Annotated in this window: 31 protein-coding genes and 2 tRNA genes; 7 read left to right on the top strand and 26 right to left on the bottom strand. The window is 68.9% G+C overall.

What is annotated here, in order from left to right; genetic code table 11:
* Window positions 1-13: 13 nt before the first annotated feature.
* Window positions 14-1,555, bottom strand: coding sequence for an APC family permease (locus AKH00_RS05675; protein WP_050721669.1), 1,542 nt, complete (start codon window positions 1,553-1,555; stop codon window positions 14-16).
* A gap of 99 nt (window positions 1,556-1,654) precedes the next feature.
* Window positions 1,655-2,020, bottom strand: coding sequence for a winged helix-turn-helix transcriptional regulator (locus AKH00_RS05680; protein ID WP_050721670.1), 366 nt, complete (start codon window positions 2,018-2,020; stop codon window positions 1,655-1,657).
* 94 nt (window positions 2,021-2,114) lie between these two features.
* Between AKH00_RS05680 and AKH00_RS05685 the strand changes: the two genes are divergently transcribed.
* A complete protein-coding gene (locus AKH00_RS05685; protein WP_050721671.1) occupies window positions 2,115-2,960 on the top strand; it encodes an SDR family oxidoreductase in 846 nt (281 codons plus the stop codon).
* A gap of 85 nt (window positions 2,961-3,045) precedes the next feature.
* Here the strand turns inward: AKH00_RS05685 and AKH00_RS05690 are convergent, their stop codons facing one another.
* From AKH00_RS05690 to AKH00_RS05705, 4 genes are all read right to left on the bottom strand, one after another.
* Window positions 3,046-3,399, bottom strand: a complete 354-nt coding sequence (locus tag AKH00_RS05690) for a hypothetical protein (protein WP_152926102.1) — start codon at window positions 3,397-3,399, stop codon at window positions 3,046-3,048.
* The gene (locus tag AKH00_RS05695) at window positions 3,396-4,016 is read right to left on the bottom strand and encodes an Asp23/Gls24 family envelope stress response protein (RefSeq protein ID WP_050722073.1); all 621 of its coding nucleotides are present in this window, start codon (window positions 4,014-4,016) and stop codon (window positions 3,396-3,398) included. Before AKH00_RS05695 ends, AKH00_RS05690 begins: the two co-directional genes overlap by 4 nt.
* A complete protein-coding gene (locus AKH00_RS05700; protein WP_050721673.1) occupies window positions 4,013-4,579 on the bottom strand; it encodes an RNA polymerase sigma factor in 567 nt (188 codons plus the stop codon). Before AKH00_RS05700 ends, AKH00_RS05695 begins: the two co-directional genes overlap by 4 nt.
* 121 nt (window positions 4,580-4,700) lie before the next feature.
* On the bottom strand, window positions 4,701-5,153 hold the full coding sequence (locus tag AKH00_RS05705; RefSeq protein ID WP_050721674.1) for an Asp23/Gls24 family envelope stress response protein: 453 nt from the start codon (window positions 5,151-5,153) through the stop codon (window positions 4,701-4,703).
* Between the two features lie 152 nt (window positions 5,154-5,305).
* On the opposite strand from AKH00_RS05705, the gene AKH00_RS05710 reads away from it, so the two are divergent.
* Both AKH00_RS05710 and AKH00_RS05715 read left to right on the top strand, forming a co-directional pair.
* The gene (locus AKH00_RS05710) at window positions 5,306-5,917 is read left to right on the top strand and encodes a TetR/AcrR family transcriptional regulator (protein ID WP_050722074.1); all 612 of its coding nucleotides are present in this window, start codon (window positions 5,306-5,308) and stop codon (window positions 5,915-5,917) included.
* Window positions 5,918-7,594, top strand: coding sequence for an MDR family MFS transporter (locus AKH00_RS05715; protein ID WP_050721675.1), 1,677 nt, complete (start codon window positions 5,918-5,920; stop codon window positions 7,592-7,594). It begins immediately after the preceding gene.
* A gap of 54 nt (window positions 7,595-7,648) precedes the next feature.
* On the opposite strand, the gene AKH00_RS17970 is transcribed toward AKH00_RS05715, so the two are convergent.
* Window positions 7,649-7,822 (bottom strand): hypothetical protein, encoded by a 174-nt coding sequence (locus AKH00_RS17970; RefSeq protein WP_161804380.1) that lies wholly within the window; start codon window positions 7,820-7,822, stop codon window positions 7,649-7,651.
* Between the two features lie 78 nt (window positions 7,823-7,900).
* On the bottom strand, window positions 7,901-8,692 hold the full coding sequence (locus tag AKH00_RS05725; RefSeq protein WP_050721677.1) for an SDR family NAD(P)-dependent oxidoreductase: 792 nt from the start codon (window positions 8,690-8,692) through the stop codon (window positions 7,901-7,903).
* 101 nt (window positions 8,693-8,793) lie between these two features.
* Between AKH00_RS05725 and AKH00_RS05730 the strand changes: the two genes are divergently transcribed.
* Window positions 8,794-9,279: a MarR family winged helix-turn-helix transcriptional regulator gene (locus tag AKH00_RS05730; protein ID WP_050721678.1), complete on the top strand. Its 486-nt coding sequence runs from the start codon at window positions 8,794-8,796 to the stop codon at window positions 9,277-9,279.
* A 49-nt stretch (window positions 9,280-9,328) separates the two neighbouring features.
* Here the strand turns inward: AKH00_RS05730 and dinB are convergent, their stop codons facing one another.
* From dinB to AKH00_RS05790, 12 genes are all read right to left on the bottom strand, one after another.
* Window positions 9,329-10,528 (bottom strand): DNA polymerase IV, encoded by a 1,200-nt coding sequence (dinB, locus tag AKH00_RS05735; RefSeq protein ID WP_050721679.1) that lies wholly within the window; start codon window positions 10,526-10,528, stop codon window positions 9,329-9,331.
* A 113-nt stretch (window positions 10,529-10,641) separates the two neighbouring features.
* Window positions 10,642-12,762 carry an endonuclease/exonuclease/phosphatase family protein gene (locus tag AKH00_RS18235; protein WP_050721680.1) on the bottom strand — a complete coding sequence of 707 codons (2,121 nt, stop codon included), beginning with the start codon at window positions 12,760-12,762 and terminating at the stop codon, window positions 10,642-10,644.
* A 273-nt stretch (window positions 12,763-13,035) separates the two neighbouring features.
* Window positions 13,036-13,109, bottom strand: a tRNA-Met gene (locus AKH00_RS05745).
* A gap of 34 nt (window positions 13,110-13,143) precedes the next feature.
* Window positions 13,144-13,215 (bottom strand) — tRNA-Thr (locus AKH00_RS05750).
* A gap of 68 nt (window positions 13,216-13,283) precedes the next feature.
* Window positions 13,284-14,618: a M23 family metallopeptidase gene (locus AKH00_RS05755; protein WP_050721681.1), complete on the bottom strand. Its 1,335-nt coding sequence runs from the start codon at window positions 14,616-14,618 to the stop codon at window positions 13,284-13,286.
* Window positions 14,619-14,738: 120 nt separating this feature from the next.
* Window positions 14,739-15,533: an inositol monophosphatase family protein gene (locus AKH00_RS05760; RefSeq protein ID WP_050721682.1), complete on the bottom strand. Its 795-nt coding sequence runs from the start codon at window positions 15,531-15,533 to the stop codon at window positions 14,739-14,741.
* A complete protein-coding gene (locus tag AKH00_RS18060) occupies window positions 15,530-16,513 on the bottom strand; it encodes a hypothetical protein (RefSeq protein WP_050721683.1) in 984 nt (327 codons plus the stop codon). The genes AKH00_RS05760 and AKH00_RS18060 overlap by 4 nt, the downstream gene beginning before the upstream one ends.
* Window positions 16,514-16,640: 127 nt before the next feature.
* Window positions 16,641-17,435 carry an enoyl-CoA hydratase/isomerase family protein gene (locus AKH00_RS05770; protein WP_050721684.1) on the bottom strand — a complete coding sequence of 265 codons (795 nt, stop codon included), beginning with the start codon at window positions 17,433-17,435 and terminating at the stop codon, window positions 16,641-16,643.
* 46 nt (window positions 17,436-17,481) lie between these two features.
* Window positions 17,482-17,973: an FBP domain-containing protein gene (locus AKH00_RS05775; RefSeq protein WP_050721685.1), complete on the bottom strand. Its 492-nt coding sequence runs from the start codon at window positions 17,971-17,973 to the stop codon at window positions 17,482-17,484.
* A 40-nt stretch (window positions 17,974-18,013) separates the two neighbouring features.
* Window positions 18,014-18,448, bottom strand: a complete 435-nt coding sequence (locus AKH00_RS05780) for a hypothetical protein (RefSeq protein WP_050721686.1) — start codon at window positions 18,446-18,448, stop codon at window positions 18,014-18,016.
* Between the two features lie 52 nt (window positions 18,449-18,500).
* Window positions 18,501-19,364 carry a bile acid:sodium symporter family protein gene (locus AKH00_RS05785; RefSeq protein ID WP_050721687.1) on the bottom strand — a complete coding sequence of 288 codons (864 nt, stop codon included), beginning with the start codon at window positions 19,362-19,364 and terminating at the stop codon, window positions 18,501-18,503.
* 69 nt (window positions 19,365-19,433) lie between these two features.
* Window positions 19,434-20,141, bottom strand: coding sequence for a FadR/GntR family transcriptional regulator (locus AKH00_RS05790; protein WP_050721688.1), 708 nt, complete (start codon window positions 20,139-20,141; stop codon window positions 19,434-19,436).
* Between the two features lie 136 nt (window positions 20,142-20,277).
* Here AKH00_RS05790 and AKH00_RS05795 point away from each other — a divergent pair, with 136 nt between their 5' ends.
* Entirely contained in the window at window positions 20,278-21,687 is a 1,410-nt protein-coding gene (locus tag AKH00_RS05795) for a GntP family permease (RefSeq protein ID WP_050721689.1), read from the top strand.
* 2 nt (window positions 21,688-21,689) lie between these two features.
* Entirely contained in the window at window positions 21,690-22,208 is a 519-nt protein-coding gene (locus AKH00_RS05800) for a gluconokinase (RefSeq protein WP_050721690.1), read from the top strand.
* A 79-nt stretch (window positions 22,209-22,287) separates the two neighbouring features.
* Here AKH00_RS05800 and AKH00_RS17585 read toward each other — a convergent pair whose 3' ends face one another.
* The 6 genes from AKH00_RS17585 to AKH00_RS05825 form a co-directional block, all read right to left on the bottom strand.
* On the bottom strand, window positions 22,288-22,461 hold the full coding sequence (locus AKH00_RS17585; RefSeq protein ID WP_082297419.1) for a CsbD family protein: 174 nt from the start codon (window positions 22,459-22,461) through the stop codon (window positions 22,288-22,290).
* A gap of 113 nt (window positions 22,462-22,574) precedes the next feature.
* Window positions 22,575-23,189 carry a hypothetical protein gene (locus AKH00_RS05805; protein ID WP_050721691.1) on the bottom strand — a complete coding sequence of 205 codons (615 nt, stop codon included), beginning with the start codon at window positions 23,187-23,189 and terminating at the stop codon, window positions 22,575-22,577.
* Complete coding sequence (locus AKH00_RS05810; RefSeq protein WP_050721692.1) at window positions 23,186-23,770, bottom strand: DUF6286 domain-containing protein; 585 nt, start codon at window positions 23,768-23,770, stop codon at window positions 23,186-23,188. The genes AKH00_RS05805 and AKH00_RS05810 overlap by 4 nt, the downstream gene beginning before the upstream one ends.
* Window positions 23,767-24,162 (bottom strand): hypothetical protein, encoded by a 396-nt coding sequence (locus AKH00_RS05815; RefSeq protein ID WP_235556697.1) that lies wholly within the window; start codon window positions 24,160-24,162, stop codon window positions 23,767-23,769. The genes AKH00_RS05810 and AKH00_RS05815 overlap by 4 nt, the downstream gene beginning before the upstream one ends.
* Complete coding sequence (locus tag AKH00_RS05820) at window positions 24,162-24,350, bottom strand: DUF2273 domain-containing protein (RefSeq protein ID WP_050721693.1); 189 nt, start codon at window positions 24,348-24,350, stop codon at window positions 24,162-24,164. The genes AKH00_RS05815 and AKH00_RS05820 overlap by 1 nt, the downstream gene beginning before the upstream one ends.
* On the bottom strand, window positions 24,347-24,862 hold the full coding sequence (locus AKH00_RS05825) for an Asp23/Gls24 family envelope stress response protein (protein ID WP_152926103.1): 516 nt from the start codon (window positions 24,860-24,862) through the stop codon (window positions 24,347-24,349). Before AKH00_RS05825 ends, AKH00_RS05820 begins: the two co-directional genes overlap by 4 nt.
* Window positions 24,863-25,484: 622 nt before the next feature.
* Here AKH00_RS05825 and AKH00_RS05835 point away from each other — a divergent pair.
* The gene (locus tag AKH00_RS05835; protein ID WP_050721695.1) at window positions 25,485-25,751 is read left to right on the top strand and encodes a hypothetical protein; all 267 of its coding nucleotides are present in this window, start codon (window positions 25,485-25,487) and stop codon (window positions 25,749-25,751) included.
* Window position 25,752: the final 1 nt, after the last annotated feature.

Raw genomic sequence — 25,752 nt, forward strand, 5'->3', positions numbered from 1 at the left:
CCTACGGGTGCGGTCAGACGCCGCCGTCGATCGAGCGGATCGCACCGGCGGGGTCGTCGGGCACCATGACCCCGGTGTCGCGATTGAGGCTCTCACCGCGGAAGAATCTCTTCGACCGCGGGAAGAGATACCAGAGGAACATGAGCACCAGACCGAACGCGAGCGAGCCGATGCCGATCACGAACGTGCCGCCGATGCCGAACAGCACTGTGTATCCGTAGTCGACATCCCACATGTCGATCGCCGACTGCACGAACGCGTAGGTGAGCATGAGACCGCCGAGCAGCGGGAACAGGCCCTTGAAGAAGAAGTCCCGAGCCGATCGGGTCAGATCCTTCCGGAAGTACCAGACGCAGGCGAATCCGGTGATCGCGTAGTAGAACGCGATCGCGAGCCCGAGCGAGAGGATCGAGTCCTGCAGGATGTTGTCGCTGATGAGCGTCATGCCGACGTAGTAGGCCGAGGCGACGACTCCCATGACGATCGTCGAGAACGAGGGCGTCTTGTACGTGGGGTGCACGTCCTTGAACTTCGCGGGCAGAGCCCGGTACACGCCCATCGCGAGCGTTCCGCGCGCGGTCGGCAGGATCGTCGTCTGGGTCGAGGAGATCGCCGAGATGATGACCGACACGACCAGCACCCAACCGAACGGGCCGAGCAGTCCGTCCTTGATGGCGAGGAAGAAGTCGTCGGCGTTGGCCTCGTTGCCGAGCCCGGTGCCGCTCTCACCGAGGCCGGCATACATCATCGCGGCGATCGTGACCGCGACGTACGTGAACAGCAGGATGACGGTCGTGAGCAGGGCCGCGCGTCCCGGAATGCGCTTGGGGTCCTTGGTCTCCTCGTTGAGGGCGAGGCACGTGTCCCAGCCCCAGTAGATGAACAGCGCGAGCAGGATCGCCTCGATGAACCCGGAGTAGTCGGTGAAGGCAAAGGGGTTCAACCATGCGATGTCGAACGGCGTCGGGTTCGGAGCCGTGCCGCCGAAGAACTGCCAGAGCGCCGCGACGACGAAGATCGCGAGGGCCAGGTACTGGATGCCGAGCAGGATGTTCTGGATGCGCTCGCCGATCTCGACGCCGCGCCAGCTGACCCAGGTCATCGCGGCGATGAAGAACACGGCGACGAGGATGATGCGCCAGTCGTTGTTCTCGAGGTCGAAGCCGATCAGCGACCAGAAGTAGACCGAGGCGATCTGCGCGAGGTTGGCGAGCACGACCATACCCGCGACCGCGACGCCCCAGCCGCCCATCCAGCCGACCCACGGTCCGAAGGCCTTGGTACCCCAGGTGAAGGTCGTGCCGCAGTCGGGCACGGCGTTGTTCAGCTCGCGGTAGGCGAAGGCGATCAGGAGCATCGGGATGAACGCGATGATGAAAGCGATCGGCGCCTGAGCGCCCACGGCGAGCACGACGAAGCCGAGGGTCGCCACGAGCGAGTACACCGGGGCGGTGGAGGCGAGACCGATCACGGTCGATCCCCACAGTCCCAGTGAGCCGCTCGCGAGGCCCTTGCCGTCAGGTCGTTCCAGGTGGATGGGCGTCGTTGCTGCCATGCTCAGAAGATACGACTTCCACGCATCTCGCGTCAATCGTTTTCTTCGACCGATGGATTTCGCAATCCAGAAGGGGTGTCATCGACGGATTCCGTCGGATCACTCGCGACCCAGCATCCCGTCCGCATGATCCGCGACCCACTCCACCAGCGGCAGCATCCGCTCCATCAGATCGCGGCCGAGGGGGGTGAGGCTGTACTCGACGTGCGGCGGCACCGTCGGGAAGGACTCCCGATGCACGAGTCCGTCGTCGGCGAGCGTGCGGAGGGTCGAGGCGAGCATCTTCTCGCTGATGCCCCCGACCTCGCGTCGAAGCTCCCCCCAGCGTCGTGTGCCGTCGGAGAGGCTCGACAGGACGAGCACGCCCCACTTGCTCATGACGTGATCGAGGATCACGCGCGTGCCGCAGCCGGGTTCGAAGACCTGCGGCGTGGATTCCTTTATCTGCGCAAAACTCACCGTCACGTATGTACCTTACTTTAAAGTGGGTACCGCCGGTTCGGAATGTTCGAACACCGACACGTGGTTGTGCGGGATGTCACCAACGAAAGGACACCCCATGACCATCCTCGTCACCGGCGCGACCGGCCAGCTCGGACGCCTCGTCATCCAGAGTCTCCTCGAGCGCGGCGTCGACGCGCAGTCGATCGTGGCGGGCGCTCGCGATGTCGCGAAGGCAGAGGACCTCGGCGTCCGCGTGGCCCGCCTGGACTACACCGACCCCGCTTCCATCGCCTCAGCTCTCGAGGGCATCGACACCGTGCTCTTGATCTCCGGCTCCGAGGTCGGGCAGCGCACCGCGCAGCACACGGCCGTGATCGACGCGGCGAAGACCGCAGGCGTCACGAAGTTCGTCTACACGAGCGCCCCGAAGGCGACGACGAGCGATCTCGTGCTCGCCCCCGAGCACAAGGCGACCGAGGAGGCCATCGCCGCGTCGGGCCTGCCCGCCGTGATCCTCCGCAACAACTGGTACACCGAGAACTACGCCGCCGACGTCGCACGGGCGGCCGAGACCGGCGTGCTGGCCGCCGGTGCGGGCGGCGGCCGCGTCGCCTCGGCCAGCCGCAAGGACTTCGCGGAGGCCGCGGCCGTCGTGCTCACGGAGGACGGCCACATCGGCCGCACGTACGAGCTGGGCGGCGACGTCGCTTGGACCTACGAGGATCTCGCCGCGGCGATCGCCGAGATCTCGGGGCGTGAGGTCGAGTACCGCCGTCTCGCGGTCGACGAGCAGCTCGCCGCCCTCCAGGCAGCGGGCCTCGACGAGGGCACCGCCGGATTCGTCGCAGCCCTGGACGCCGGGATCGCGGCCGGTGCGCTCGCCGAGACGGACGGCACTCTCGCGCGCCTCATCGGTCGTCCGACCACGCCGCTCCTCGACGGGCTGCGCGCCGTCGCCTGATCCGGAGAACGGATGCCGACGGGCATCGGCCCCGAACGGGGGTCGGTGCCCGTCGGCCGCCACATCGCCGGAGACCGGCGCCCGCTCAGGGCGCGGTCGCCTCGCGCGGGTGCACGTAGGCGATGGTGAGGACGATGGTCGCGGCCTCCACGGCCTCGGCGGCGAGCGCCTCGGTGATCGCCGTGCGCACCGCGTCGAGGACGTCGATCGCGCGCACGGAGTACTCGACCCCCAGCGACGCCTCGACCCGCACTCCGTCCCCGGCGAGGGTCACGGCGACGAGCGACTCGTCCGCGCCGACCACACCGAGAGCGATGGCCCCTTCCCCGACGAGATTCGAGACCAGAGATCCTGCACGATAGACGTTCCGGACTCCTGGCGTCGCGAGCACCACCGCCTCGATCCGTGCGGCGATCCCTTCGGGCACCGTCATGCTCATGGCGTCTCCTCCGTCCGACGACTGACTCTCTGCACGTCCCTGACTCGCACGTCGATCCCGGCGACGACGAGGTCGGTGTGCCGATGCAGCCGATCGGCTACCTCCGCGCGCAGGCCTTCGACGGCATCCGGGATGGAGGTGCCGTAGAACACGTTGACGTCGATCCTGATCCGCACCGGCGCACCGGGGACCATGACGTCGCCATCGAGAGCCGCGTGCCCGACGAGGATCCCGGCGACGGCGTTCTCCGCCGATCGGATGAGCCCGCGCACGGCGCCCTCGGTGATCCCGAGGTCGACGGAGTCGTCAGGTTCGCCGAACGGGATGCGACGCCCGGCGCGGGCATCCAGCGCGATCCCGCTGAGGATGCGGTCGACCCAGCTGTCGTCGACCTCGGGCATCGCCGCAGCGTCGGCGTCGATGAGCTCGCCGCCGAGGCCGTGCAGGCGCTCGAGGGCGTCCAGCGCGAGCTGGCATCCCGCCGACCCTTCGATCGACGGGTCGATCGGGAGGCGTCCCGCCTCGAGATAGTCGGTCAGCTCGTCGATGGTGTGGCCGTCGAGATCGCTCGGCTCGAAGCCCAGCCGACCCGTGTCGGGGGTGCCGTTCTCGGTCATCGCCACGCCTCCATCCGTACGATCATGAACTTCCTCGCTCTTGCGAGCAGCCCCCTTGCGGTCGACACCGAGATGTCGAGCTCCTCGGCGATCTCGTCATACGAGTAGCCGCCCATCTCGCGGAGCACCCAGCACTCGCGCTGGGCAGCGGGAAGCTCCTGAAGCGCGGCACCGAGTGCTGCGATTCCCGCTCGGGCCTCGGCCACTCGCGCCGGCGAGTCCCTGGTCGGGGCGGCCTGCTCCATCTCATCGACGTCGACGGTCGGGCGCAGAGCACGGATCCGGTCGATGGCCTTGCGACTCACGATCCGCATCAGCCAGCTCTTGACCCTCGCGGGATCGTCGAGCTCCGAGAACCGCTGCCACGCGGTGACGAACGTCTCCTGCACGATGTCGTCGACATCGGCGGAGGCGTTCAGCATCCGCTGCGTGTAGGCGCGCATCATCGGCGTGTACCGCCGGACCAGCACCGCGAAGGCGCCGACGTCGCCGTCCATCGCCCGTCCGGCGACGATCCGATCGTCCGCCTGCTCGAGAGCCGAGCGAAATCTCTCCCCGACCACCTGGCGATTCCCCTTTCCCGCTGTCCTGAGAGATTCGGAGCGATGCCGTCATCGGATGGGGTATGCAGTCCGATCCAGACGGTCGTCATCGGCTCCGATCCGGCCATGTCGTCGTCGCCGATCAGCCGACCCGCGCCTCCGACACGACCTCGACCTCGGTCTCGGCATCGTCGGCGGGGATGTGGACGTCGTTGATCGTCACGTTGACCTCGACCGCGGCCTTGCCGACGTATTCGCTCATGGCGAGGGAGATCGCGGTGCGGACGTCCTCGGCGACCTTCTGCAGGGAGGCGGGGTATTCGGCCACGATCGTGACGTCGACGGCCACCTGGGTCTCGCCGACCTCGACGCGGACGCCCTGGGTCAGGTCGGTGGAGTTGAGGGCGTCGCGGATCGCCCCGACCGCGCGTGCGGCTCCGCCGCCCAGCGCGTGCACGCCCGGGACCTCGCGGGCGGCGATGCCGGCGATCTTGGCGACGACGCCGTCTTCGATGATGGTCGCGCCGGTCGACGCGGGGCCAGTCCCCGTGGAGACCTGGACCTCGGGCCGGGTTCCGGTGTTCGCGTTCGCCATGATGTGCTCCTTCGTCTGTGGGGACTCCGTGTGGAGTGGTCGCCGGATGGGCGACACACCCCTAAGACGGATGCTACGAACGATTCGTCACAGATTCGTCGAGAAGTTCTCTCACAGTGCACTCCAAGGTGCAGAGTGCAAACTTGCACTTCATGAGCGACAGTGCAGATTCACTGCGGGAGCAGCGTAAGCGGGAGACCTCCCGCGCCCTCACCGACACCGCCCGACGGCTGACGTCCGAGCAGGGGTTCGCGGGCTTCACGATCGAGGAGCTGTGCTCCGAGGTCGGAGTGTCCCGCCGCACCTTCTTCAATTACTTCGAGAGCAAGGAGAACGCCGTCTTCGGATTCGCCGCCACCGAGCCACGGCAGGAAGAGCTCGAGCACGTGTTCGAGACCGGAACCGGCGACCTCCTCGACGATTTCGTCGCGCTCACGATCGCCCGATTCGAGCTCTTCAATCCGATCGACGACGCCCGCGCCCTCCTCGCCGTGATCGAGCAGGAGCCCAAGCTCATCAAAGCGGCGTTCGAACAGCTCGCGAAGAACGAACGACGTGACCGCGACCTCATCCTGCGACGCCTCGGCGACGACGCGGACAGCGAGATCCGCGCGGAGGTCCTCGTGTACACGGTCGGCGCCCTCATGCGTCTGAGCATGGACCAGCTCCTGAATCACCACTCCGCCGACGCCTTCGGCGCCCTCGTGCTGCACCGCCTCAAGGCCACCCGCGCCCTGTTCACCCCCACCCAGAAAGCCGACTGAATGTCCGCCACCGCCACGAAGGATGCGCCCTTCCTCCTCACGAAGCGCCGCATCTGGATCATCTTCAGCGCCCTCATCGCGGGGATGCTGCTCTCGAGCCTCGACCAGACCATCGTGTCGACCGCCATGCCGACCATCGTCGGGCAGCTCGGCGGCGTCGACCACCAGGTGTGGATCACCACGGCCTATCTCCTCGCCACCACGATCGTCATGCCGATCTACGGCAAGTTCGGCGACGTGCTCGGCCGCCGGAACCTGTTCCTCGTCGCGATCGCACTGTTCACGCTCGCCTCGGTCGGCTGCGCGTTCGCGACCGACTTCTGGACCTTCGTGGTGTTCCGCGCGCTCCAGGGCCTCGGCGGCGGCGGACTCATGATCCTGTCGCAGGCGATCATCGCCGACATCGTGCCCGCCAAGGAACGTGGCAAGTACATGGGTCCGCTCGGTGCCGTGTTCGGCCTCTCGGCGGTGGCAGGCCCGCTGCTCGGCGGCTTCTTCGTCGACCACATGACGTGGCAGTGGGCGTTCTACATCAACATCCCGGTGGGGATCGCCGCGTTCATCATCGCGCTCGTCGCGCTGAAGCTGCCGAGCAAGAAGGCGGAGAAGCCGATCGACGTGTTCGGCGTGATCTTCCTCTCGATCGCCACCACCTGCCTGATCTTCTTCACCGACTTCGGCGGCGACGCCGAGTTCGGGTGGGACTCGCTCGCCACCTGGGCCTGGGGCGCCGGACTCGTGGTCGCCGCCACGGCCTTCGTGATCACGGAGGCGCGGGTGCAGGACCCGATCATCCCGCTCAGCCTGTTCCGCAACCCGATCTTCATCAACGCCACGGCGATCGGCCTCGTGCTCGGCATCGGGATGTTCGCCGCGATCGGCTTCGTCCCCACATTCCTGCAGATGTCCTCCGGCACATCGGCCGCGGCATCCGGCCTCCTGATGATCCCGATGATGGTGGGACTCATGGGCACATCGATCTTCTCGGGGATCGCGATCTCCAAGACCGGGAAGTACAAGGTCTACCCGATCCTCGGCACCATCATCACCGGACTCTCGATGGTCGCGTTCACGACCCTCTCGGCCGCCACACCGATCTGGCTGATCTGCGTGTTCCTGTTCTTCTTCGGTGCGGGCCTGGGCCTCATCATGCAGGTCGTGGTCCTGGTCGTGCAGAACGCCGTGCCGGCGGGCGAGATCGGCACCGCGACCAGCACCAACAACTACTTCCGGGAGGTCGGCGCCTCGCTCGGCACCGCGGTGTTCGGCACGATCTTCACGACCCGCCTGACCGAGAACCTGCTGGGGGTGTTCAGGGGCGCCGGCGCCTCACCCGGCGACGCCTCACAGGCCGCGTCGACGATCGATCCGGCCACGCTCGGCACCCTGCCGGACGAGGTTCGCGACGGCATCGTCACCGCCTATGCGGATGCTCTCGCTCCGGTGTTCTGGTATCTCGTCCCGTTCATCGCGGTCGCGCTGCTGCTGTCGCTGTTCCTGAAGCAGATCCCGCTCTCCGATACCGCCGGACTCGTCGCCCGCGGCGAGGCGATCAGCGGCGAGGAGGCCGAGCAACTCGAGGCGGAGCTGCGGGGCGGTTCGGTCACGGGATCGGAGAGTGGACCGGGCGCCGATCCCACCGGATCGAACTCCGCGACGCGCACCGAGTACCGCTGACACGCGGCGGGCGGGTCCGTCCTCCCAGGGCCGGACCCGCTCGACATGCCCCATTCAGGGCAGATCGGAGAGATCCACGTCCTCCTCGTCACCCTCGTCGTCCGTGGTCTGCTCGGGACCCGGGGTGGCCTCATCGGGATCCGGAGCGGGGTCGTTCGTCACGAAGTCCGCGTCGACTCCCGTCGCGTCGATTCCGGCGTCGCCGTCGGGCATCTGCGGGTCTGACATGATCGCTCCCATCGTCGGTGTACAGGAGGACCATCGTCGGACGGCCGCCGCCGACCGACGATCCCCTTGACAGTCCGGTCAGAGGATGCCGGTGAGCACTCCCCCGTCGGCGCGGAGAGTCGCGCCGTTGGTCGCCGAGGCCCGCGGGCTCGCGAGATAAGCCACGAGATTCGCGATCTCCGACGGCTCGAGGAACCGCTCGATGAGGGTCGTCGCGTTCTGGCCGATGATCGCGTCGCGCATCGCCCCGGCGGACATCGACTGCGCCGCGGCGACCGCCGCGACGCTCGCGGCGACACCCTCCGAGTAAGTCGGGCCGCCGAGCACGGTGTTCACGGTCACGGCGGTGCCGCGCGTGAGCTTCGCGAGCCCGTTGCCCAGCGCCATCATCGCCGCCTTGGTCGTGCCGTAGTGGATCATGTCGCGCGGCACGTTGACGCCTGACTCGCTGCTGACGAACACCACTCGTCCCCAGCCGCGCTCGATCATGCCCGGCAGAGCATGACGGGAGAGTCGGACGCCGCTCAGGACGTTGACCTCGAAGTAGCGCATCCACTCCTCGTCGCCGATCTGCGCGAACTCGGCCAGGCCGAACAGCCCGACGTTGTTCACGAGGATGTCGGTGTCGCCGAGAGCATCGACGAGGCGGTCGACCTCATCAGCGCGGGCGAAGTCCGCAGCGATCCCCGACACCTCGGCACCCGCGTGCGCCTGCCGCAGCCGCGACACCGCGTCGTCGACCCGCGCCGGGTCTCGCCCGTTGAGCGTCACGCTGGCGCCTTCTGCCGCGAGCGCCGACGCCACGGCGTACCCGATCCCCTGGGTCGATCCGCTGACGAAGGCCGTCCTCCCCTGGAGTCCGAGGTCCATGTCCACTCCCGTCTTCGACGTATCGCACGTCGACATCACTTGCTTGAGCAAGCGACGCTACGCTCAATGACTTGCTCGCGCAAGTCATTTAGGCTGGAGCCATGCCCGCCATGGACCACGCCCTCACGCCGGACGAGCTCGAGATCTGGGCGTCCGTCGCCTCGCTCCTCGAACGCCTTCCCGCCGCTCTCGACGCGCAGCTTCAGCGCGACAGCGGCCTCACGCACTTCGAGCAGGGCATCCTGCAGGCCCTCGACCTCGCTCCCGAGCGCACCCTGCGCCTGAGCGTCATCGCCGCCTACGCCAGCTGCACACTGTCGCGACTCTCGCGCGCGATCACCCGCCTGGAGACCCGCGGGTGGGTGCGTCGCGAGATCGACCCCGACGACGGGCGCTTCACCCTCGGCATCCTCACCCCCGCCGGCCACGATCAGGTCGCCGCCTCCACCCCGGGCCATCAGGCGCTCGTGCGCGAGCTGGTCTTCGACACCCTCACGGCCGCGCAGGCGCGACAACTCGGCGTGATCAGCCGACGCATCGCCACGTCGGTGGGGCCCGGCGAGCCCTGGAGTCCGCCGCGCCCCTGATCTCGTGCGCCGCCGTCACTCGTGCTCCGACCTCACTCGTGCTCCGACCTCACTCGTGCTCCGGCAGCAGCGGCGTCGACCATCCGGGATCGCGCCCCAGAAGCGTCCCGCGTGACACGGACGCCGCGCCGAATCTCTGCCGCACGGCGTCCAGCACGGTGTCGAGGCGCTCTCCGCCCTCCTCGTCGTCGAAGTCGAGCTCGGTCGGCGCGTCCGCGGCGCTGCTCAACTGCGACAGGGAGACGCCGATCAGGGTGATGCCCCGATCCGCGATCTCGACGAGCGCTGCCGTGAGCAGACCCCTGGCCACGGCGAGGAGCACCGAGGTCCGGGCGGTCGGCGTACGCAGCGACCGCGATCTCGTCGCCTTCGCGAAGTCGCCGAACCGCAACCGCAGCACGACCGTGCGGCAGACCCGGTCGCGGTCGCGGAGCCGTCGGGAGAGTCCGTCGAGGATCTGCGTGAGGATGATGTCGAGCTCCTCCGGCGTGCGCGGCCTCATGCCGAGGGCGCGCTGCGACCCGATCGAGCTGCGGCGGCGAGCGGTGTCGACCGGGCGCGGGTCGCGCAGCCGAGCCAGGGCGTGCAGATGCGCTCCGGCCGCACGTCCGAGCAGACGCTCGGCTGTGGCCGCTTCGAGGTCGGCCAGTTCACCCACCGTGCGGATGCCGAGGCCATGCAGCTTCTCCGCCGTCTTGGCCCCGACGCCCCATAGGCGCTCGACCGGCAGCGGCAGCAGGAACGCCTGCTCGTGGGAGGGCTCGACCACGAGCAGGCCGTCGGGCTTGCTCACGGCGCTGGCGACCTTGGCGAGGAACTTCGTGCGCGCGACGCCCACCGAGATCGCGAGTCCGACTTCGACTCGCACACGCTCTCGCAGTCGTGCCGCGATCTGCTCGGGCGGCCCGGCGATGCGCCGCAGACCACCGACCTCGAGGAACGCCTCGTCGATCGAGATGCCCTCGACGAGCGGTGTCGTGTCGCGGAAGATCGCGAACACGTCCTTGCTCGCCTGGGAGTACACCTCCATTCGCGGCGGCACGACCACGGCATCCGGACAGAGGTCTCGCGCCTGCCGTCCGCCCATCGCGGTGCGGACACCACGGGCCTTCGCCTCATAGCTCGCCGCGAGAACGACTCCCCCGCCGACGATGACCGGACGACCGCGCAGCTCCGGGGAATCGCGCTGCTCGACCGAGGCGTAGAACGCGTCGAGATCGGCATGCAGCACGGTGGCCTCCTCGCGCATGACGCCTCCCGTTCGAGATCCGATCGCGACGAATCGTCGCACGGACCACCGACACAGGAGTGGCCGCCCCGAGACGACCGGAGCGGCCACGCGTGTCTTCGTGCGGGGAGGCGTTACTGCTGCTGCGCGCGACGGCGGATCATCAGGATCCCTCCGGCGACGAGCGCAGCAAGAGCCGCCCACAGCGCCGCGCCGAACAGCACGCCGCCCGTCTGGGCGAGTTCGCCGGTCGAGGCACCACCCTGCGCCGCGGTCACGGTGACAGCGGAGCGCAGCTGCGTGCCGTCGGGCAGGATGACGACCAGCGTGTGCGCCCCCGCCGGGATCGCCGCGGGGATCGTCACGGTCGTCGCGAACTCGCCGGCGGCGGACGTCGTCACCGAGCCCAACGCGACGGGTGTGGAGTGCAGCTCGATCCGCAGCGCGGTACCGGCGGCGAAACCGCTGCCACTGACCTTCAGCGTGCCGCCCGCGACGACGCTCTGCGCGCCGATCGCGACGGTCGGCTCCTCGGCTCCGGGCTCCTCACCCGCGGCCGCCACGGTCACCGGCGCGCTGGTGGCCTCGGCCGGGGCGTATCCGTCGAGCGAGCCGCGCACGCGCACCGAGAGTCGCTGCGCCTCGGTGTTCGCCGGGATCGTGAACGTCGAGGAGGTCGCACCTTCGACCGGCTCACCGTCGATGAGCCATTGGAACGCGAATGCCGTGCCTTCGGTCCATGCGCCCGGGTTCGCCGTGACGGTCGCTCCGACCTCGGCCGTACCCGTGACCGAAGGCGTGCCGACGACGAGATCACCGGGCTCGGCCGCCGCCTGGCACGCCTCCCCGCAGACGACGAATTCGGCCTGGAGGCCCTTGTGGTCGCTGGTCCAGAGCGTCTGCGGCGTGAAGATCTCCTCATCCGACACGGGAAGAGCACGGGCTCCGCGGACGATATCGCCCTTCGGTCCGACGATCCGCGTGCTCTCGAGGGCGAGCCGGTCGTCCGGAGCGAAGAAGATGTAGTCGATGCGGTCGCGCTCGTCGGCCTCGGGCGCCCACGCGAGCTGCGAGACGCTGACGTTCGGGGTGTCGGCCGGCCAGGTGAACCCCGGGTGGGTCACGGGGTCGGGGTACTTCGCACGGTAGGCGTCGACGAGACCCGCGTCACGGAGGATGGCCGTGGTCTGCCACGGGGCCACGACGCCGTTGTGGTCGTAGAGGTCGGCGGTCTCGGGAGTCCAGTCCAGCGCGGACGGCTCGTTCATGTCGGCGCCCATCATGGTGAGGCGGCCCGCGGCGCGCTCGACGGCCATGTCCGCGGCCAGTGCGGATGCGGAGGCGGGCCGACCCGAGGCGTCGTTGGCGGCGAGGATCTGCTCCACGTCGGTCACCGGGGCGCTCAGCTTGTTCCATCCCCGCCACTCGGCCGGAAATCCGGGGGCGAGCACGTCGCCCGCGTAGCCGCGCGGAAGGTACGTGGCGTAATACCGGTACTCGAGGTGGCCGCCGTAGGCCGCGATCTGGGTGTCGCCGACCTGAACGATCGCCTTCATCCAGCCGCCCTGTGTCCCAGCGACCGTGACGACGCCCGCATCCACGATCGGGTAGCGCGAGATGACCGCGGCGCTGCCTCCCGTCGAGTGGACGTCGAAGCCGAGATCCCGGGCGAGCGCGGCGGCGCCGTTCTGCGCCTCCTCCACGAAGATCAGGTCGGCCCCGATCTCGTCGAGCATGACGGCATCCGTGCTCTTGCCCCACAGGTTGAGCTGCATGACCGAGAGACTGATGGGCTTCGTGGGGTCGACCTCGGAGCCTTCGTACGGCTGACCGGCGATCGTGAAGGTGGCGGGTTCGCTCACGCGCGTGTATCCGTCGTTGTAGAGGTATTCGACCCGGTAGGAGCCGGCCGGGAGATCGTTGCCGCCGCGGTCCTTGGTGGGGAGCTGGATCGTGCCCGATGTTCCCGGTGCGTAGGCCCAGGCCATGCCGCACGCGTCGCAGGGCTCGGGCTTCGAGGCGGGGTAGATCGCCACCCAGTTCTTGGTGCTCGGGCGATCGGTGGCGAAGTCGACCGTGAGCGCGTCACCGACGCCGACCTCGGCGCTCGCGAGCGTGATCTGGGAGGGGACCGCCGCGGATGCCGGTGCGGCGAGCAACAGCGGGGATGCGATGAGCGCTCCCACGGCGACGACCGCCGTGAGCAGGGCGCTGCGCCGGCGTCGGCGCGTCCCGGGGGCGGGGGACGAAGACATGTCTGCGTGTTCCTTCCTGAGGATGACGACGCGACCTCGGGATCGCGCCGATCGAGAGCTCGGATGACCCTCTGCACGCGACAGAACCGCCGCAAGGTGGCCGATGGGTGAACGCGGTTCGACGAGATGGGGACGTCGCAGCGGATCGCGACCGTTCGAGGCGCCCTCTCTGCACAGCTGTCCAGATCGGCCCACGGGAAGGAGGTTCGAGGCGGCGCAGGCGCGGTTCCCCGGGAATGCAGAAAGCCCCGGAGAATCCGGGGCTTCGTTCTGTAGCAGGAGCGGGGCTTGAACCCGCGACCTCACGATTATGAGTCGTGCGCTCTCACCAACTGAGCTACCCTGCCGCACCGCATCCGCGACGTTTCCGCGGATGTTGCGAGCCCCGAGTCAGGATTGAACTGACGACCCCTTCCTTACCATGGAAGTGCTCTGCCACTGAGCTATCGGGGCGTGCTGCCCCTCGCGGGGCAACCACACGAGAATACCATCACCATGGCGTCCTCATGAAATCGAGGGGGTCAGTACGAGTACCGCCCGGCGTTCTCCCGCAGCCACGGGAGCGGGTCGATGGTCGACCCGTTGATGATGATCTCGAAGTGCAGGTGGGCACCGTAGGAGCGGCCCGTGTTACCGGTGTGACCGACGACGTCGCCGACCTTCACCGTCTGGCCGGCCTTGACCTGGAGTGAGCCGTACTGCATGTGCGAGTAGTGGCTCGTGATGACCTGGCCATCGATCACGTGGTCGATGTAGACGGTCACGCCGTAGGCGCCGCCCTGCTCGGTCGCGATGCGCACGACGCCGTCGGCGATCGCCTGGATGGGCGCGCCCTCGCCGGGCACGAAGTCGATGCCCTCGTGCAGTCGTCCCCAGCGCATGCCGTAACCCGAGCTCATCCCCACGCCGACCTTGAAGGGCCACTGGATCGCGGCCTCGGGGTCGTTCGTGAAGACCTCGTTGGAGTAGTTGATGCCCTCTTCGGAGGCGACCTGAATGAGCGACATCGTCGAGAAGCTGTCAGAGCGCGCGAGCGACTCGTTCTGCACGTCGGACGAGGTCACGAAGGCCTGGATCTCGTCCTTGCCCTCTGCGGCGGCAGCGCCGGAGGCCACGAGCGAGGTGGACGAGAGCGACGTCGTGCCCTGGACGGCGGCGACAGCCTCGGCGGGGAGGGTCATGCCGACAGCGAGGAGACCGGCGAGGCTCATGACGCCGACGGTCGCACCTGTGGCGAAGATCTTGCGGGCCGACGGACGGCGACGCGCGACGTGCTCGGTCGCTGCGGGCTGCACCCGCTCGGCGACGGGCTCGTCCGCGGCTTCGTCGGAAGCGGAGCCGGTCGCCGTCGGGCCGGTCTCGGACGAGACTGCGCGGAACGTGCGGGAGGCGGCCGCGAAGGCGTCAGTACTCGAGGCGGAGGTCGGCTCGGCCTCGGGCAGGGCCTCGGGCTCGGGGATCGCATCCGGCTCGGGCGCCGTGTGGGTCTCGACGGGCTCAGCAGCGGCGACGGTCTCGGCGGCGATGGCCTCAGCGGCGGGAGTATCGACCTGCGCTGCTACGGCGGCCCCGGAAGTGTCGATGTCCTCGACGGCTTCGGTGGACTCGGTCGCGGCTGATTCGGCGGATTCAGTCGCACCGACGGCTGCGGCGACGGCCGTCGCGGCGACGAAGACCTCGGCGGTGCTGAGTCGCTGGCGGGCGGCACGGCGCGAAAGCGGGGCTGCGGAGACGGGGGTCGTGTCTTCGGAGTCGGCTGCCTGCGCCTCTGCCGCGGGCGCCTCGGCGGGCGCGGTGCGGAGTCGGCAGGACCGGCGCGTGGGCGCAGAGGCAGCCTGGGGGTTCTCGAAGGGCAAAACGAATTCTCTCGGGTCAGACGTCACGCGGGGGGCGTAGAGGACTTCCACCGTTCGGGCCGATGAAAGTAACGATCGGATAAACACTAGCCTGCAGAGGCTGGGAATGCCATGAATCACTCACGATTCGTCCTCCACGATACCCCGGAGCCGGTCGTGAACCTGGATGCCACCCGCGATGAGCAACGGTCTCGTCGACGAGCGATCGATCAGGGACACCTGTCCGCCCGCCTCTGCGACGAGCAAAGCACCGGCGGCGAGGTCCCAGGGTTTGAGACCGCGCTCGAAGTAGCCGTCGAGTCGACCTGCCGCGACGAACGCGAGGTCGAGCGCGGCAGAACCCGCACGTCGGAGATCCCGCGCCATCGTCATCACCCGCCGCACGGTCGCGAGGTCGCCGTCATGCGTCGACGGGTCGTAGCCGAACCCGGTCGCCAAGAGCGCGCCCGCCGGAGTCTCGGTCGTCACCGAGAGCCGGACCTCGCCCAGGAACGCCCCATCGCCGCGCGCCGCGTGAAACGTCTCGCCGCTGGCGGGGGCGTACACGACGCCGGCGAGCGCCTCCCACTCCCCCGGCACGACGCTCCCGCGCACTGCGGCGATGCTGACGGCATAGGACGGGATGCCGTAGGCGTAGTTCACGGTGCCGTCGATCGGGTCGACGACCCAGGTGACCCCTGTCGAACCGTCGTCCGGCGCGGACTCCTCCCCGAGGAAGCCGTCGTCGGGTCGTGCTTCGCGCAGCCGGGCCCTGATGAGCGCCTCGACCTCGCGATCCGCATCGGTCACGATGTCGGCGATCGACGACTTCGTCGCGGCCAGGTGCACGCCCTCGGCGCGGCGGAGGCGCGCGAGCTCTCCGGCTTCCCGCGCGATCTCGACCGCGAGGTCGCGCAGGTCGGACTCAACGCTCACTGCGGCGGGAGGGGCGGAGCCGGCGGATACGTCCCCGGGCCTTCGGGCGCCGGAGGCGTGGACGGGGGCGAGCTCGTCGGGGCGGCAGGAGCCGGCGGCACGGGAGGCGGCGGCGTCGGAGACGCACCGGCCTGCGGGTACGGCGCCACGGGGAACGGCTGCGGCGCCGGCGCCGGGGCCGCGAGCTGCGGGTGCGCGGGAGTCAGCGCCGACGGCTGGCCCGTGTAGTAGGCGTTCCAGTCCGGCGACCCGTCGGGAAGAGCGGGCAGCGGTGTCACGCCGTCGGCGTACGTCGGCCAGGCGGGAGCGGTCGCGACGCCCTGGGCCACCGCAGCAGGCTTCTTGGGGGCGAACAGCGCGTTCAGCAGCGGGATGAGGGTGGTCCCGACCGCCGCGAGGATCGTGAGCGCCACCACGATGCGCCAGTACAGCTCGCTGTAGTCGAACGTGTGCGGGAACGTGAGGAAGAACACCAGCATCCCCACGAGTCCGGCGAGGAACACCAACGTGACGATGTAGATGACCCGGGTGAACGTCGTGCGGTGACGTTCGGCGGCGGGGGTGAACAGGCGGACGTGCAACAGAGCCAGCTGCAGGATGCCGACCACGAGGAGCAGCTGGAAGAACCGCTCCGCTCCCGTGAAGAACATGCCGTCCTCGGGAAGCCAGATCTTCACCGCCCCGACCAGCAGCGCGACGATCCAGCTGACCATGCTCGCCAGCGCGAGCCAGTCCGGACGGTTGGGCGCGAGTCCCGCTTCCAGGATCGCGATTCCCGCGAACGCCGCGAGCAGCAGGATCGTGAGGAAGGCGCGGCCGATGAGACCGTCCTGGTCACCGATCAGCACCCAGATGACGCACACGAGAGCGGCTGCGATGAGAGCGCCGATCGCGATCCAGATCGCTCCTCTGATGAGGAGTGACATGTTCTTCTTCTCGACCAGCTGCGGCGGCTGCTGGGCGATCTCCGGCTGGGACATCGCGTTCCTCTCGTTGAGCGGCGTTGCGTTCATCCTTGCACGGAGGCCGCCCGAACCGCCGTGCCGAACCGCGATCCCTCCGGCATCCGGGATGGATCGCCGTCCTGGCCGCGATGTGGAGGAGGGGTCAGCGCGACCCGCCACTGGACGAGGCGAAGGCGGCGATGCGCGCCTGCGCGTCCGGCGTGGCCATGGCCGCCCCGATGGATCGCGCCTCCTCGGTGAGCTGCTCCGCGAACGTGCGCTCGGGCTGCGAGCGCACGAGTCGCTTGGCGTGACCGTATGCCGCGGCGGCGCCGTCGAGCCAGAACCGGGCGATCTCCTCCGCACGCTGACGGACGAGCACCGCCTCGGCCGCAGCATCCTCACCGGCGACCGCCTCGGCCGCGAGGCCCCAGTCGACCGCCTCCTCGGACGTGAGCAGGCGATCCTGCAGCACGAGCTGGAGCGCACGCCGCTGACCGACTGCGCGGGCGAGCTGCGCCGACACCGAAAGATCGGGGGTCAGGCCGATGTTCGCGTACAGGCTGCCGAGCTTCGAGCGCGCGCCGATGACGGCGTAGTCGCTGCTCAGCAGGATGCCGAGTCCGCCACCCGCCGTCGTGCCGTGAGCCGCCACGACGACCGGCACCGAGGACTCGGTGAGGGCGCGGATGCCGGTGTTGATGACCTCGGCGAGCGCCGCGATGTCCGTCGCGGAGCCACCGGTCGTCGCCATCTCGATCACGTCGCCGCCGGCGCAGAACGCGGGACCGGCGGCGTCGATCAGCACGGCGCGCACGTCATCCCTCGTGGTGGCCTCCACCGTGGCGTCGCGCCATGCGTGCGCCAGCTCGGCGTTGAAGGCGTTCAACCGTTCCGGACGGTTCAGCGTGAGCCTCGCCAGCCCCTCGTCGACGGTGGACAGGATGACATCGCTCATGGCTTCTCCTTCGAGCACAGGACGTATGCCCCCAGGCTAATCACGATCAGGACGCGCTCCACACGCGAGCGGCGAACGCCTCCATACGACGGCGCGTGCCGTCGAGGCGGAAGTCCACCTGACCAGCGGCCCGCACCTCGTTCGGCGCCAGCGGATGCGCGAGCCGCACGTTCTCGTGGCACGACAGGTCGGCGCAGATGTAGGTGCCGACGGAGTCGCCTCGTGCTCCGGCATCCCCCGTCCGCCGTGCGGCGAACAGCGAGACCTGGTTGCCCGGCTGCATCGTGTGGCAGATGTTGCACATGCCCGATCGCGCTCGCCCGGGATCCGTGGAACGCAGCACGATCCCGGCGACGCCGCCGTCGTGCTGGACGAGGATGTAGCCGCGGCGTCCCGCGCTGGGGTCGCGCCACGAGAAGAAGTCGAGGTAGTCCCAGTCGATCAGCATGAAGTCGTGCGGCATCTCCATGACCCGCATCTCGTCGGCATCCGCGTTGACGAAGGACGCACGGACCTCTGCCTCGGTGAGCGCTCGCATCCGCCCAGTCTAGGCAGGTCGAGGACAGAGGCGGCCCGGCCTAGGCGGGCAGGAGCTCGGCCCGCCGCAGGGTGCGCAGCAGGGCGCGCGGCGGATGCGGTCGATCGAGCAGCGACGGCCGGACGATCGCCGCGATGCCGGCCACGGTCGCGCGGACCTCGTCGCCGTCACGCCGCAGCAGACGGATCGTCGCCAGTGCGTCGATCCGAGGACGCTGCCGTGCAGCGGCGAAGGGGCCTCGTGCTCGGGTGGCGTCGATGACGGCCGTCTCGGTCAGAGGCTCTCCGCCACGCAGCTCGTGCTCGACGATCATGGCGAGGATCGCGCGCTGGCGGGCGCAGAGGTCGAGACCCCGGCGGTCGCCCCGCACGAGCTCCTCGTCGATGCTGAGATCGAGCACGGCGCGCCGCTGGAGGAGGGCCGCACCCTCTGCATCGCCGCTCACCGTGCCGTCCTGCGTGCTGATCGTCGTCATACCTATGAGACGCGCTCCGCGGCACTTCATTACGCGACGCGCCGATGCGATCTCAGGTCTCCGACGCCGGGCGCTCGCGGATCAGGAAGCCGAAGCCGAACGCGATGAAGAACATCAGCACTCCGTAGACGGCGGCGGGGAGGCTCAACTCGACGGAGCCGAGCACGGACTGCGCGATCACGATGGCGAGGGTGGCGTTGTGGATGCCGATCTCGAACGAGGACGCGATCGCCTGTCGCCGCCCGACGCGGAGCAGTCGAGGCACCAGGAACCCGATCCCGAGACTGATGAGGCAGAACAGCACGGTGATGAGCGCGAGCCGGGTGAAGTTGTCGACGAGCAGCGCCCAGTTCGAGGCGACCGCGCCGGCGATCACGACGATGAGGATCACGACGGAGGCGATGCGCACCGGCCGGTCCATGCCGGAGGCGAAGCGCGGCCAGAGCCGCCGGATGAGCATGCCGACGGCGACGGGCAGCAGCACGATCGCGAACACCTCGAGCGCTTTGGACCACTGGAGTCCGAGCTGGTCGTCGAAGGGCTGGAAGTAGGCGATCGCGAGGTTCGTGATGATGGGCAGGGTGATGACCGCGATCACCGAGTTCACTGCCGTCAGCGAGATGTTGAGCGCGATGTCGCCGCGAAACAGGTGGCTGTAGAGGTTGGCCGTGGTCCCGCCCGGCGACGCGGCGAGCATCATCATGCCGACCGCGAGCACGGGCGGCAGCTGGAACAGGAGCACGAGCCCGAAGCAGATCGCCGGCAGGAGCACGAGTTGGCACAGCAGGGCGATCAGCACCGCCTTCGGCTGCCTGAGCACGCGCGCGAAGTCGGCGAGGGTGAGGCTGAGCCCGAGTCCCAGCATGATGATGCCCAGTGCGACGGGCAGTCCGATGGTGGTCAACGCTGATCCCATGGCACTCAGTGTGGCGGATGCAGGACCTCGGTGTCACGCATCCGCCGTCCGTCCTCCGACGGCGCGGTATCAGTCGGCGGCGCGCTGCATGGCCTCGTCCGCTTCGGAGACGATGTCGCGCATCGCGGCGGCGGCCGCTTCGGCCTCCCCGCTCGCGACCGCGAAGGCGACGTCGCGGTGCCATTGGACGGCGCTCTGGTTCGCGACGTGTGGCATCAGGTCGTGGAGCGTGCGGCCGCGCAGCACGGCTTCGACGGTGTCTCCGAGCGCGGCGAGCATCGAGTTGCCCGAGGCCTCGAGCAGGAGCCGGTGAAAGTGCACGTCGGCCGCAAGGTACCGCTCGCGATCCGCCTCATGGTCCTCCTGCCCCATCTCGACGACGAGCGAGACGAGGTCGACCTTCTGCGCTGCGGTCGCGTGGTCGGCGGCGAGCCGTGCTGCGAGGGGCTCGATCGCCGCCCGCAGTTGACTGAGCTCGCGGAGCTGCTCGTCGCGACCCGGGCCGTCGAGCCGCCAGGCGATCACCTCGGGGGCATAGACGTTCCAGTCGCCGCGAGGACGGACCTCCACCCCCGACTTGCGCCGCACCCACACGAGCCCGAAGGACTCCAGCACACGCACGGCCTCTCGTGCGGCCGATCGGGACACCCCTCGCCGTTCGGCGATCTCGACCGTGAGCATCCGCGACCCTGGCCCGTGCACGCCGTCGACGATCGCGCGCCCGAGTTCGTCCACGAGGGAGTCGTGCACGGGACTGCCGATCCGAGGAGCACTCATACGACGAGTATGCCGCTGGCGGGCCGATCAGGACGAGCCTGTGCGCTAACTCCTGCGGATATGTTGCACATGTCGTGGGATGCGTGCTTATTATGTACGACATAAGGCCGTTTCATCGCCCGGATCAAGGAAGCTCATGGCATCGCTCATCCCGACCACCAGCACGCTCGCGGCAGCCGCCGGCGAGACCGCTGCGCCCACCCAGCCCGCAGCCCAGCTCATCGCCGCCGCCGTCATCGGCATCGCGATCATCATCGTGCTCATCACCTGGGTCAAACTGCACCCGTTCCTGTCGCTCACGGTCGGCGCGCTCGCGACCGGCGCGATCGCCGGCATGGACATCGGCGCCTCGGTCACGAGCTTCTCGACCGGCTTCGGCTCGACCATGGGCGGCGTGGGCATCCTCATCGCGCTCGGCGCGATCTACGGCAAGCTCCTCGCGGACTCCGGCGGCGCCGACCGCATCGTCGACACGCTCGTATCGAGGGCGAGCGCCCGCTCCCTCCCGTGGGTCATGGGTCTGATCGGCGCCGTGATCGGCCTGCCGATGTTCTTCGAGGTCGGCCTCGTGCTGCTCGTGCCCGTGATCATCCTCGTCGCACGACGCTCGGGCCAGTCGCTCATGCGCATCGCGATCCCCACGCTCGCCGGCCTCTCGGCGATGCACGGTCTCGTGCCCCCGCACCCCGGCCCGCTCGCGGCCATCGACGCGCTCGGCGCGAACCTCGGGCTCACCCTCGCGTTCGGTGTGATCGTCGCGATCCCCGCCGTCATCATCTCCGGGCCGCTGTTCGCGCGGTTCGCGGCCCGCTGGGTCGACGTCCCCGTCCCGGACCTGTTCGTCACCGCGGAGGACTCCGGCGAGGAGGCGAAGCGCCGCCCCTCGTTCGGCGCCACGCTGTTCAGCATCCTGCTCCCCGTGTTCCTCATGCTCGCGAAGGCGATCGCCGACATCGGCGCCGCCGGATCCGACGCGCCGTGGAAGCTGGCCCTCGACTTCCTCGGCACCCCCGTCATCGCCCTTCTGATCGCGGTGATCGCCGGGTTCTTCATCCTCGGCCGCGGAGCCGGGTTCGACCGTCAGCGCATCAACGACATCGTCGGGTCGTCACTCGGCCCGATCGCCGGCATTCTGCTGATCGTCGGCGCCGGCGGAGGATTCAAGCAGGTGCTGGTCGACACCGGCATCGGCGGCGTGATCGCCGAGTTCGTGTCGGGATCCTCCGTCTCGGTGCTGGTGCTCGCATGGCTCGTGGCCGTCGTGATCCGCATCGCCACCGGCTCCGCGACCGTCGCGACCATCACCGCCGCCGGCATCCTGCAGCCTCTGACCGAGACCCTCGACTCCCCCATGGTCGCGCTCCTCGTGCTGGCGATCGGCTCGGGCTCGGTGTTCCTGTCGCACGTGAACGACGCCGGGTTCTGGCTCATCAAGGAGTACTTCGGTCTCAGCATCCCCCAGACGCTGAAGTCGTGGACCGTGCTCGAGTGCCTCATCTCGGTCACCGGCCTCGCCGGCACCCTGCTCTTGAGCCTGGTGGTGTGACCATGATGGCTGCACAGGCTCCCGTCCTCGTCTTCATGGGCGTCGCCGGCACCGGGAAGTCCACGGTCGCCGCGATGCTCGCCGGACGCCTGGGATGGACGTTCGAAGAGGGCGACGACCTGCACCCCGAGGCGAACGTCAAGAAGATGGCATCGGGGACCCCTCTCGACGACGAGGACCGCTGGCCGTGGCTCGACCGCATCGCGGAATGGATCGACGAGCGGATCGCCGCGGGAGAGCCCGGCATCATCACCTGCTCGGCGCTCAAGCGCAGCTACCGCGACGTCCTCCGGCGCGACGCCGTGACCTTCGTGCACTTCGCGGGCGACCGCGAGCTCATCCTCGAGCGGATGATGCGACGCCAGGGCCACTTCATGCCCACGGCGCTGCTCGACTCGCAGTTCGCGACCCTCCAGCCGTTGGATGCCGACGAGAAGGCCATCGAGGTCGCGATCGACGCCACGCCCCAGGAGCAGACCGCGGAGATCGCGACACGGCTCCGGTTGCACGCCGACTACTGAGTACTCGTCCCGCAGGTGTGCGGGCATGCGAGAGGGGCGGGGCCGCGCATGCAGCCCCGCCCCTCTCGTCGATCGACGCTCAGCCGTTGAAGGCGTCCTTGACGTTCTCGCCCGCCTTCTTGACGCTGGCCTTGGCCTGGTCGGCCTTGCCCTCGGCCTCGAGCTTCTCGTTGTCGGTCACCTTGCCGACGGTCTCCTTCGCCTTGCCGGCGAGGTCCTGAGCGGCGTTCTTGATCTTGTCGTCGAGTCCCATGAGATGTCCCTTCGTGGTGATGGATGGTGGATCCTGTCGGCGAGATGTTCTCTCGCCGTCCTATCGACGGCCTGTGAGGAACCGACGATAAGTCTGTGTACGTCGCCCGACGATCAGGAGAGGCGGCGCTGGTCGTGTGCGAGCCGCGCGCGGAGCCCGGTGTGGATCGACACGTACGTCGCCGTCTCGCGGCCCGTGAGGGTCGCCAGGTTCGTCAGCAGCCGGTCGAGGTGGTCGACCAGGTCACGCGGGTCGGTGTTCTGCCGCGGGGTGACCGCGACGTGCAGCACCGGCTCGCGGTGGATGTCGTTCGCCGTGACGCTGGTCGAGAGGATCTCGTCTCGACCAGCGAGCGAGTTCTTGACCGCATCCGACACGAACGACTCGGTGACCGTCACCCGCCCGAGCGGATTCTGCGATCCGCTGGAGCGCAGCGCGGTCCTCGACCGACGACCGGCGACGCTCGTGAGCGCGAGGATCAAGAGGACGATCACGACGATGATCGCCGCCACAGCGCCGATCGCGATCCAGGAGACGCTGCTTCCTGCGACAGTCGTCGCGGCGATCGCCTGGTCGAGCCAGGACTCGGAGGTCTTTCCGGCCTCGCTCCAGATCTGGCCGGCCGTCGGCCAGCTCATGATCGTGATGCCCACGGCGCCCAGCGCCAGGAACAGGAGACCGATGATGAACAGCAGGATGCGGTTCAGGGCGCGATTCGTGTTGTTCACAGCTCGTCATCCTCCTGAGTCGGGCGTTCGATGCGCACGCGGGTGCGGACGCTGCGGGTGAGACGGTAGGTCTCGATCTCGGCATCGGCCGCCGACTGCACGGCGGCCTTGTCGACGGGGATGCCGACTCCCGGCCGCACGGTGACGTCGACGCTGCGGTGTCCGACCCCGACGGTGATGTCCTCGCGGGCGAGCCCCGTCTCCTCGGCGAGGTGCTGGGCGAGAGCGCTCGCGATCACGCCGTTGTCGATCACGACGGCGCGGTCGCCGGCGTCGATCGTGTGGCGGGAGAGCCTTCCGGGAGTCACGGCCAGCCAGAGGAAGACGAGGCCGATGACGGCGAGCACGACGCTGCCGGCGATGACGAGGCCGACGGGCTGCGCTGCGGGCAGTCCGACGAGCCAGCCCGCCGCCGCAGCCGGGCCGAGCAGGAGTGCGGGCTGCGCCAGCAGGCTCAGCACGATCTCGAGCCCGATGTAGGCGAGGGCGAGGATCAGGAGGATGACCGCGACGAACATCGCGACGGTGCGCGGTGAGTGGGTCTCGCGTCGTACGACGCGACGCAGTGCCGGGCTGGTCATCGCACTCGTCTCCTTTCGGGAATCGTCGCGCCGGTGATGGTCAGCGAGATACGGCTCACATCGCGGCCGAGGATGCCGGTGAGGCGGTGCTGCAGTTGCTCCTGCAGCGCCTTGGCGCGATCGAGGACGGGGGTGGTGTGGGAGATCGCGACGGTGTCGTCGAGATCGGGGACGGGGAGCGGGCTGGAGATGCGGAAGGCGATCCCTGCGCCGCGCTCGATCACGTCGGCCTTCACGTCACTGCGGGAGACGCCGATCAACGACGCGGAGGTCTGCTCCACGACGGTGCGATAGACGCGTTCCCGCACGGTGACGCGGCCGGGAAGGGCCTCCCCGCCGGTGGCGTGCCCCGAGGGGCCGCCACCGGCGATGACGTTCTGGTCGACGGTCATCAGGAGGTTCGCCGCCCCGTGAAGACGTCGGCGAGGCTGCGGACGTCGAGCTTGCCCGAGGCGATGCGACCCACGAGCGCTCCGATCCCGGCGAGCACGGCGACGAGGAGGAATCCCCAGAAGCCGAAGGCCAGGGCGGCGAGCGCCAGGAGGGCACCGATCAGGGCGCCAGTGGTCGTGGGGCTCATGAGACGCGCGACTCCTCGTTGTCGGAGTTGTCGTCACCGGGCACGTGCACGTCGTTGACCTCGACGTTGACCTCGACGACCTCGAGGCCGACGAGACGCGTGATCGCACCGGCGACTGCGGCGCGGACGTTGTTCGCGACCTCCTGGATGGGAGCCGGGTACTCGACGACGATGGTGATGTCGGCGGCGGCCTGGGTCTCCCCGACCTCGACCTTCACACCCTGCGCGAGGTCGGTCGCGTTGATCACGTCGCGGATCGCACCGAAGGCACGGGCTCCGCCGCCACCGAGCGCGTACACGCCGGGGATCTCACGAGCCGCGATGCCGGCGACCTTCGCGACGACGCCATCGGCGATCGTCGTGGTGCCCGCGGCGTTCACGTCGGACGGGACCCGCGAGGTCGAGAACGACGAGGCGCGATCGACGCGTCCCGCGGGCTTCGCCGCTGCGGTGGTGTCGGCCAGCTCCTTCTCGGCGGGGCTGGTGCTGTTCTTCTGGTCCTGCGTTGCCATGACGAGTCCTATCTGTATCGACGGCCGGCAGGTTCCCAGAGGGCCGGCCGGGAGCGTGTGTCTGTGTCGCTCATAGATAAGACGGGTGAGGTGCGGGATTCGTCACAAAGAAGTTCGGGGAAGTTCTGGCGTCGTCCTCGCGGCGCCGGTGCGGACGGTCGCACGAAACGGTCAGCGGTCTTCTTCTGCGCGGGAATCGGACGGTGACTGGTCGTTGTCTTCGGGCAACGCGCGCAGTGTTCGTCCGATCCCACTCAGCTCAGGGAGGATGCAGAGGACTGCGATGAAGCCGATCGTGAGGGCCACACCGACGACCGCATCCACGAACACCTCGCGAACGAAGCAGACGAGCAAGACTTCGCCGCAAAGGCATTCCCCCCTCTTGAAGCAAGAGAACGTTCGTCAGGCGAACGAGCTTGGTGGCGTGCCCGGCGATTGGACATCTCGCTTCGACGTGGATGGCTCCGCCGCACGCCCGCGCGGAGCGACCACGACCTCCTATGCCTCTGTCAGCGTGCTTGTCTTCGAGGGTCCGCTGGACGCCGATATTTCCTGATGTCGGCCGAGCGTCAGCGCCAAAGGCCTTCCCCACCAGTGCGCCGTCCGCGGTACATTCGGCCCCATGGAGATCACCCGGTACGACGGTAACGGCAACGAGCTTCGTCCAGGTCTGCGCAGCCGCCACCGACACAACTCCGAGAACCTGAAGTTTGAGATCTACACCGTGCTGGACGCAGTCGGACCGGACAGCTGGCATGCAGAAGTCGAGCTCTTCCACGAGGTCATCATCCACGTCCCCGACCCGTTCCCGGATCACATCGCGGCGTTGAGGGCAGCTGAGGCGGCGCTCCGGCAGCGCGCTATCGAGGTCTTCCGCGAACCGCGCTGAC

The sequence above is a fragment of the Microbacterium sp. GCS4 genome (genome assembly GCF_001262495.1).
Lineage (GTDB): Bacteria > Actinomycetota > Actinomycetes > Actinomycetales > Microbacteriaceae > Microbacterium.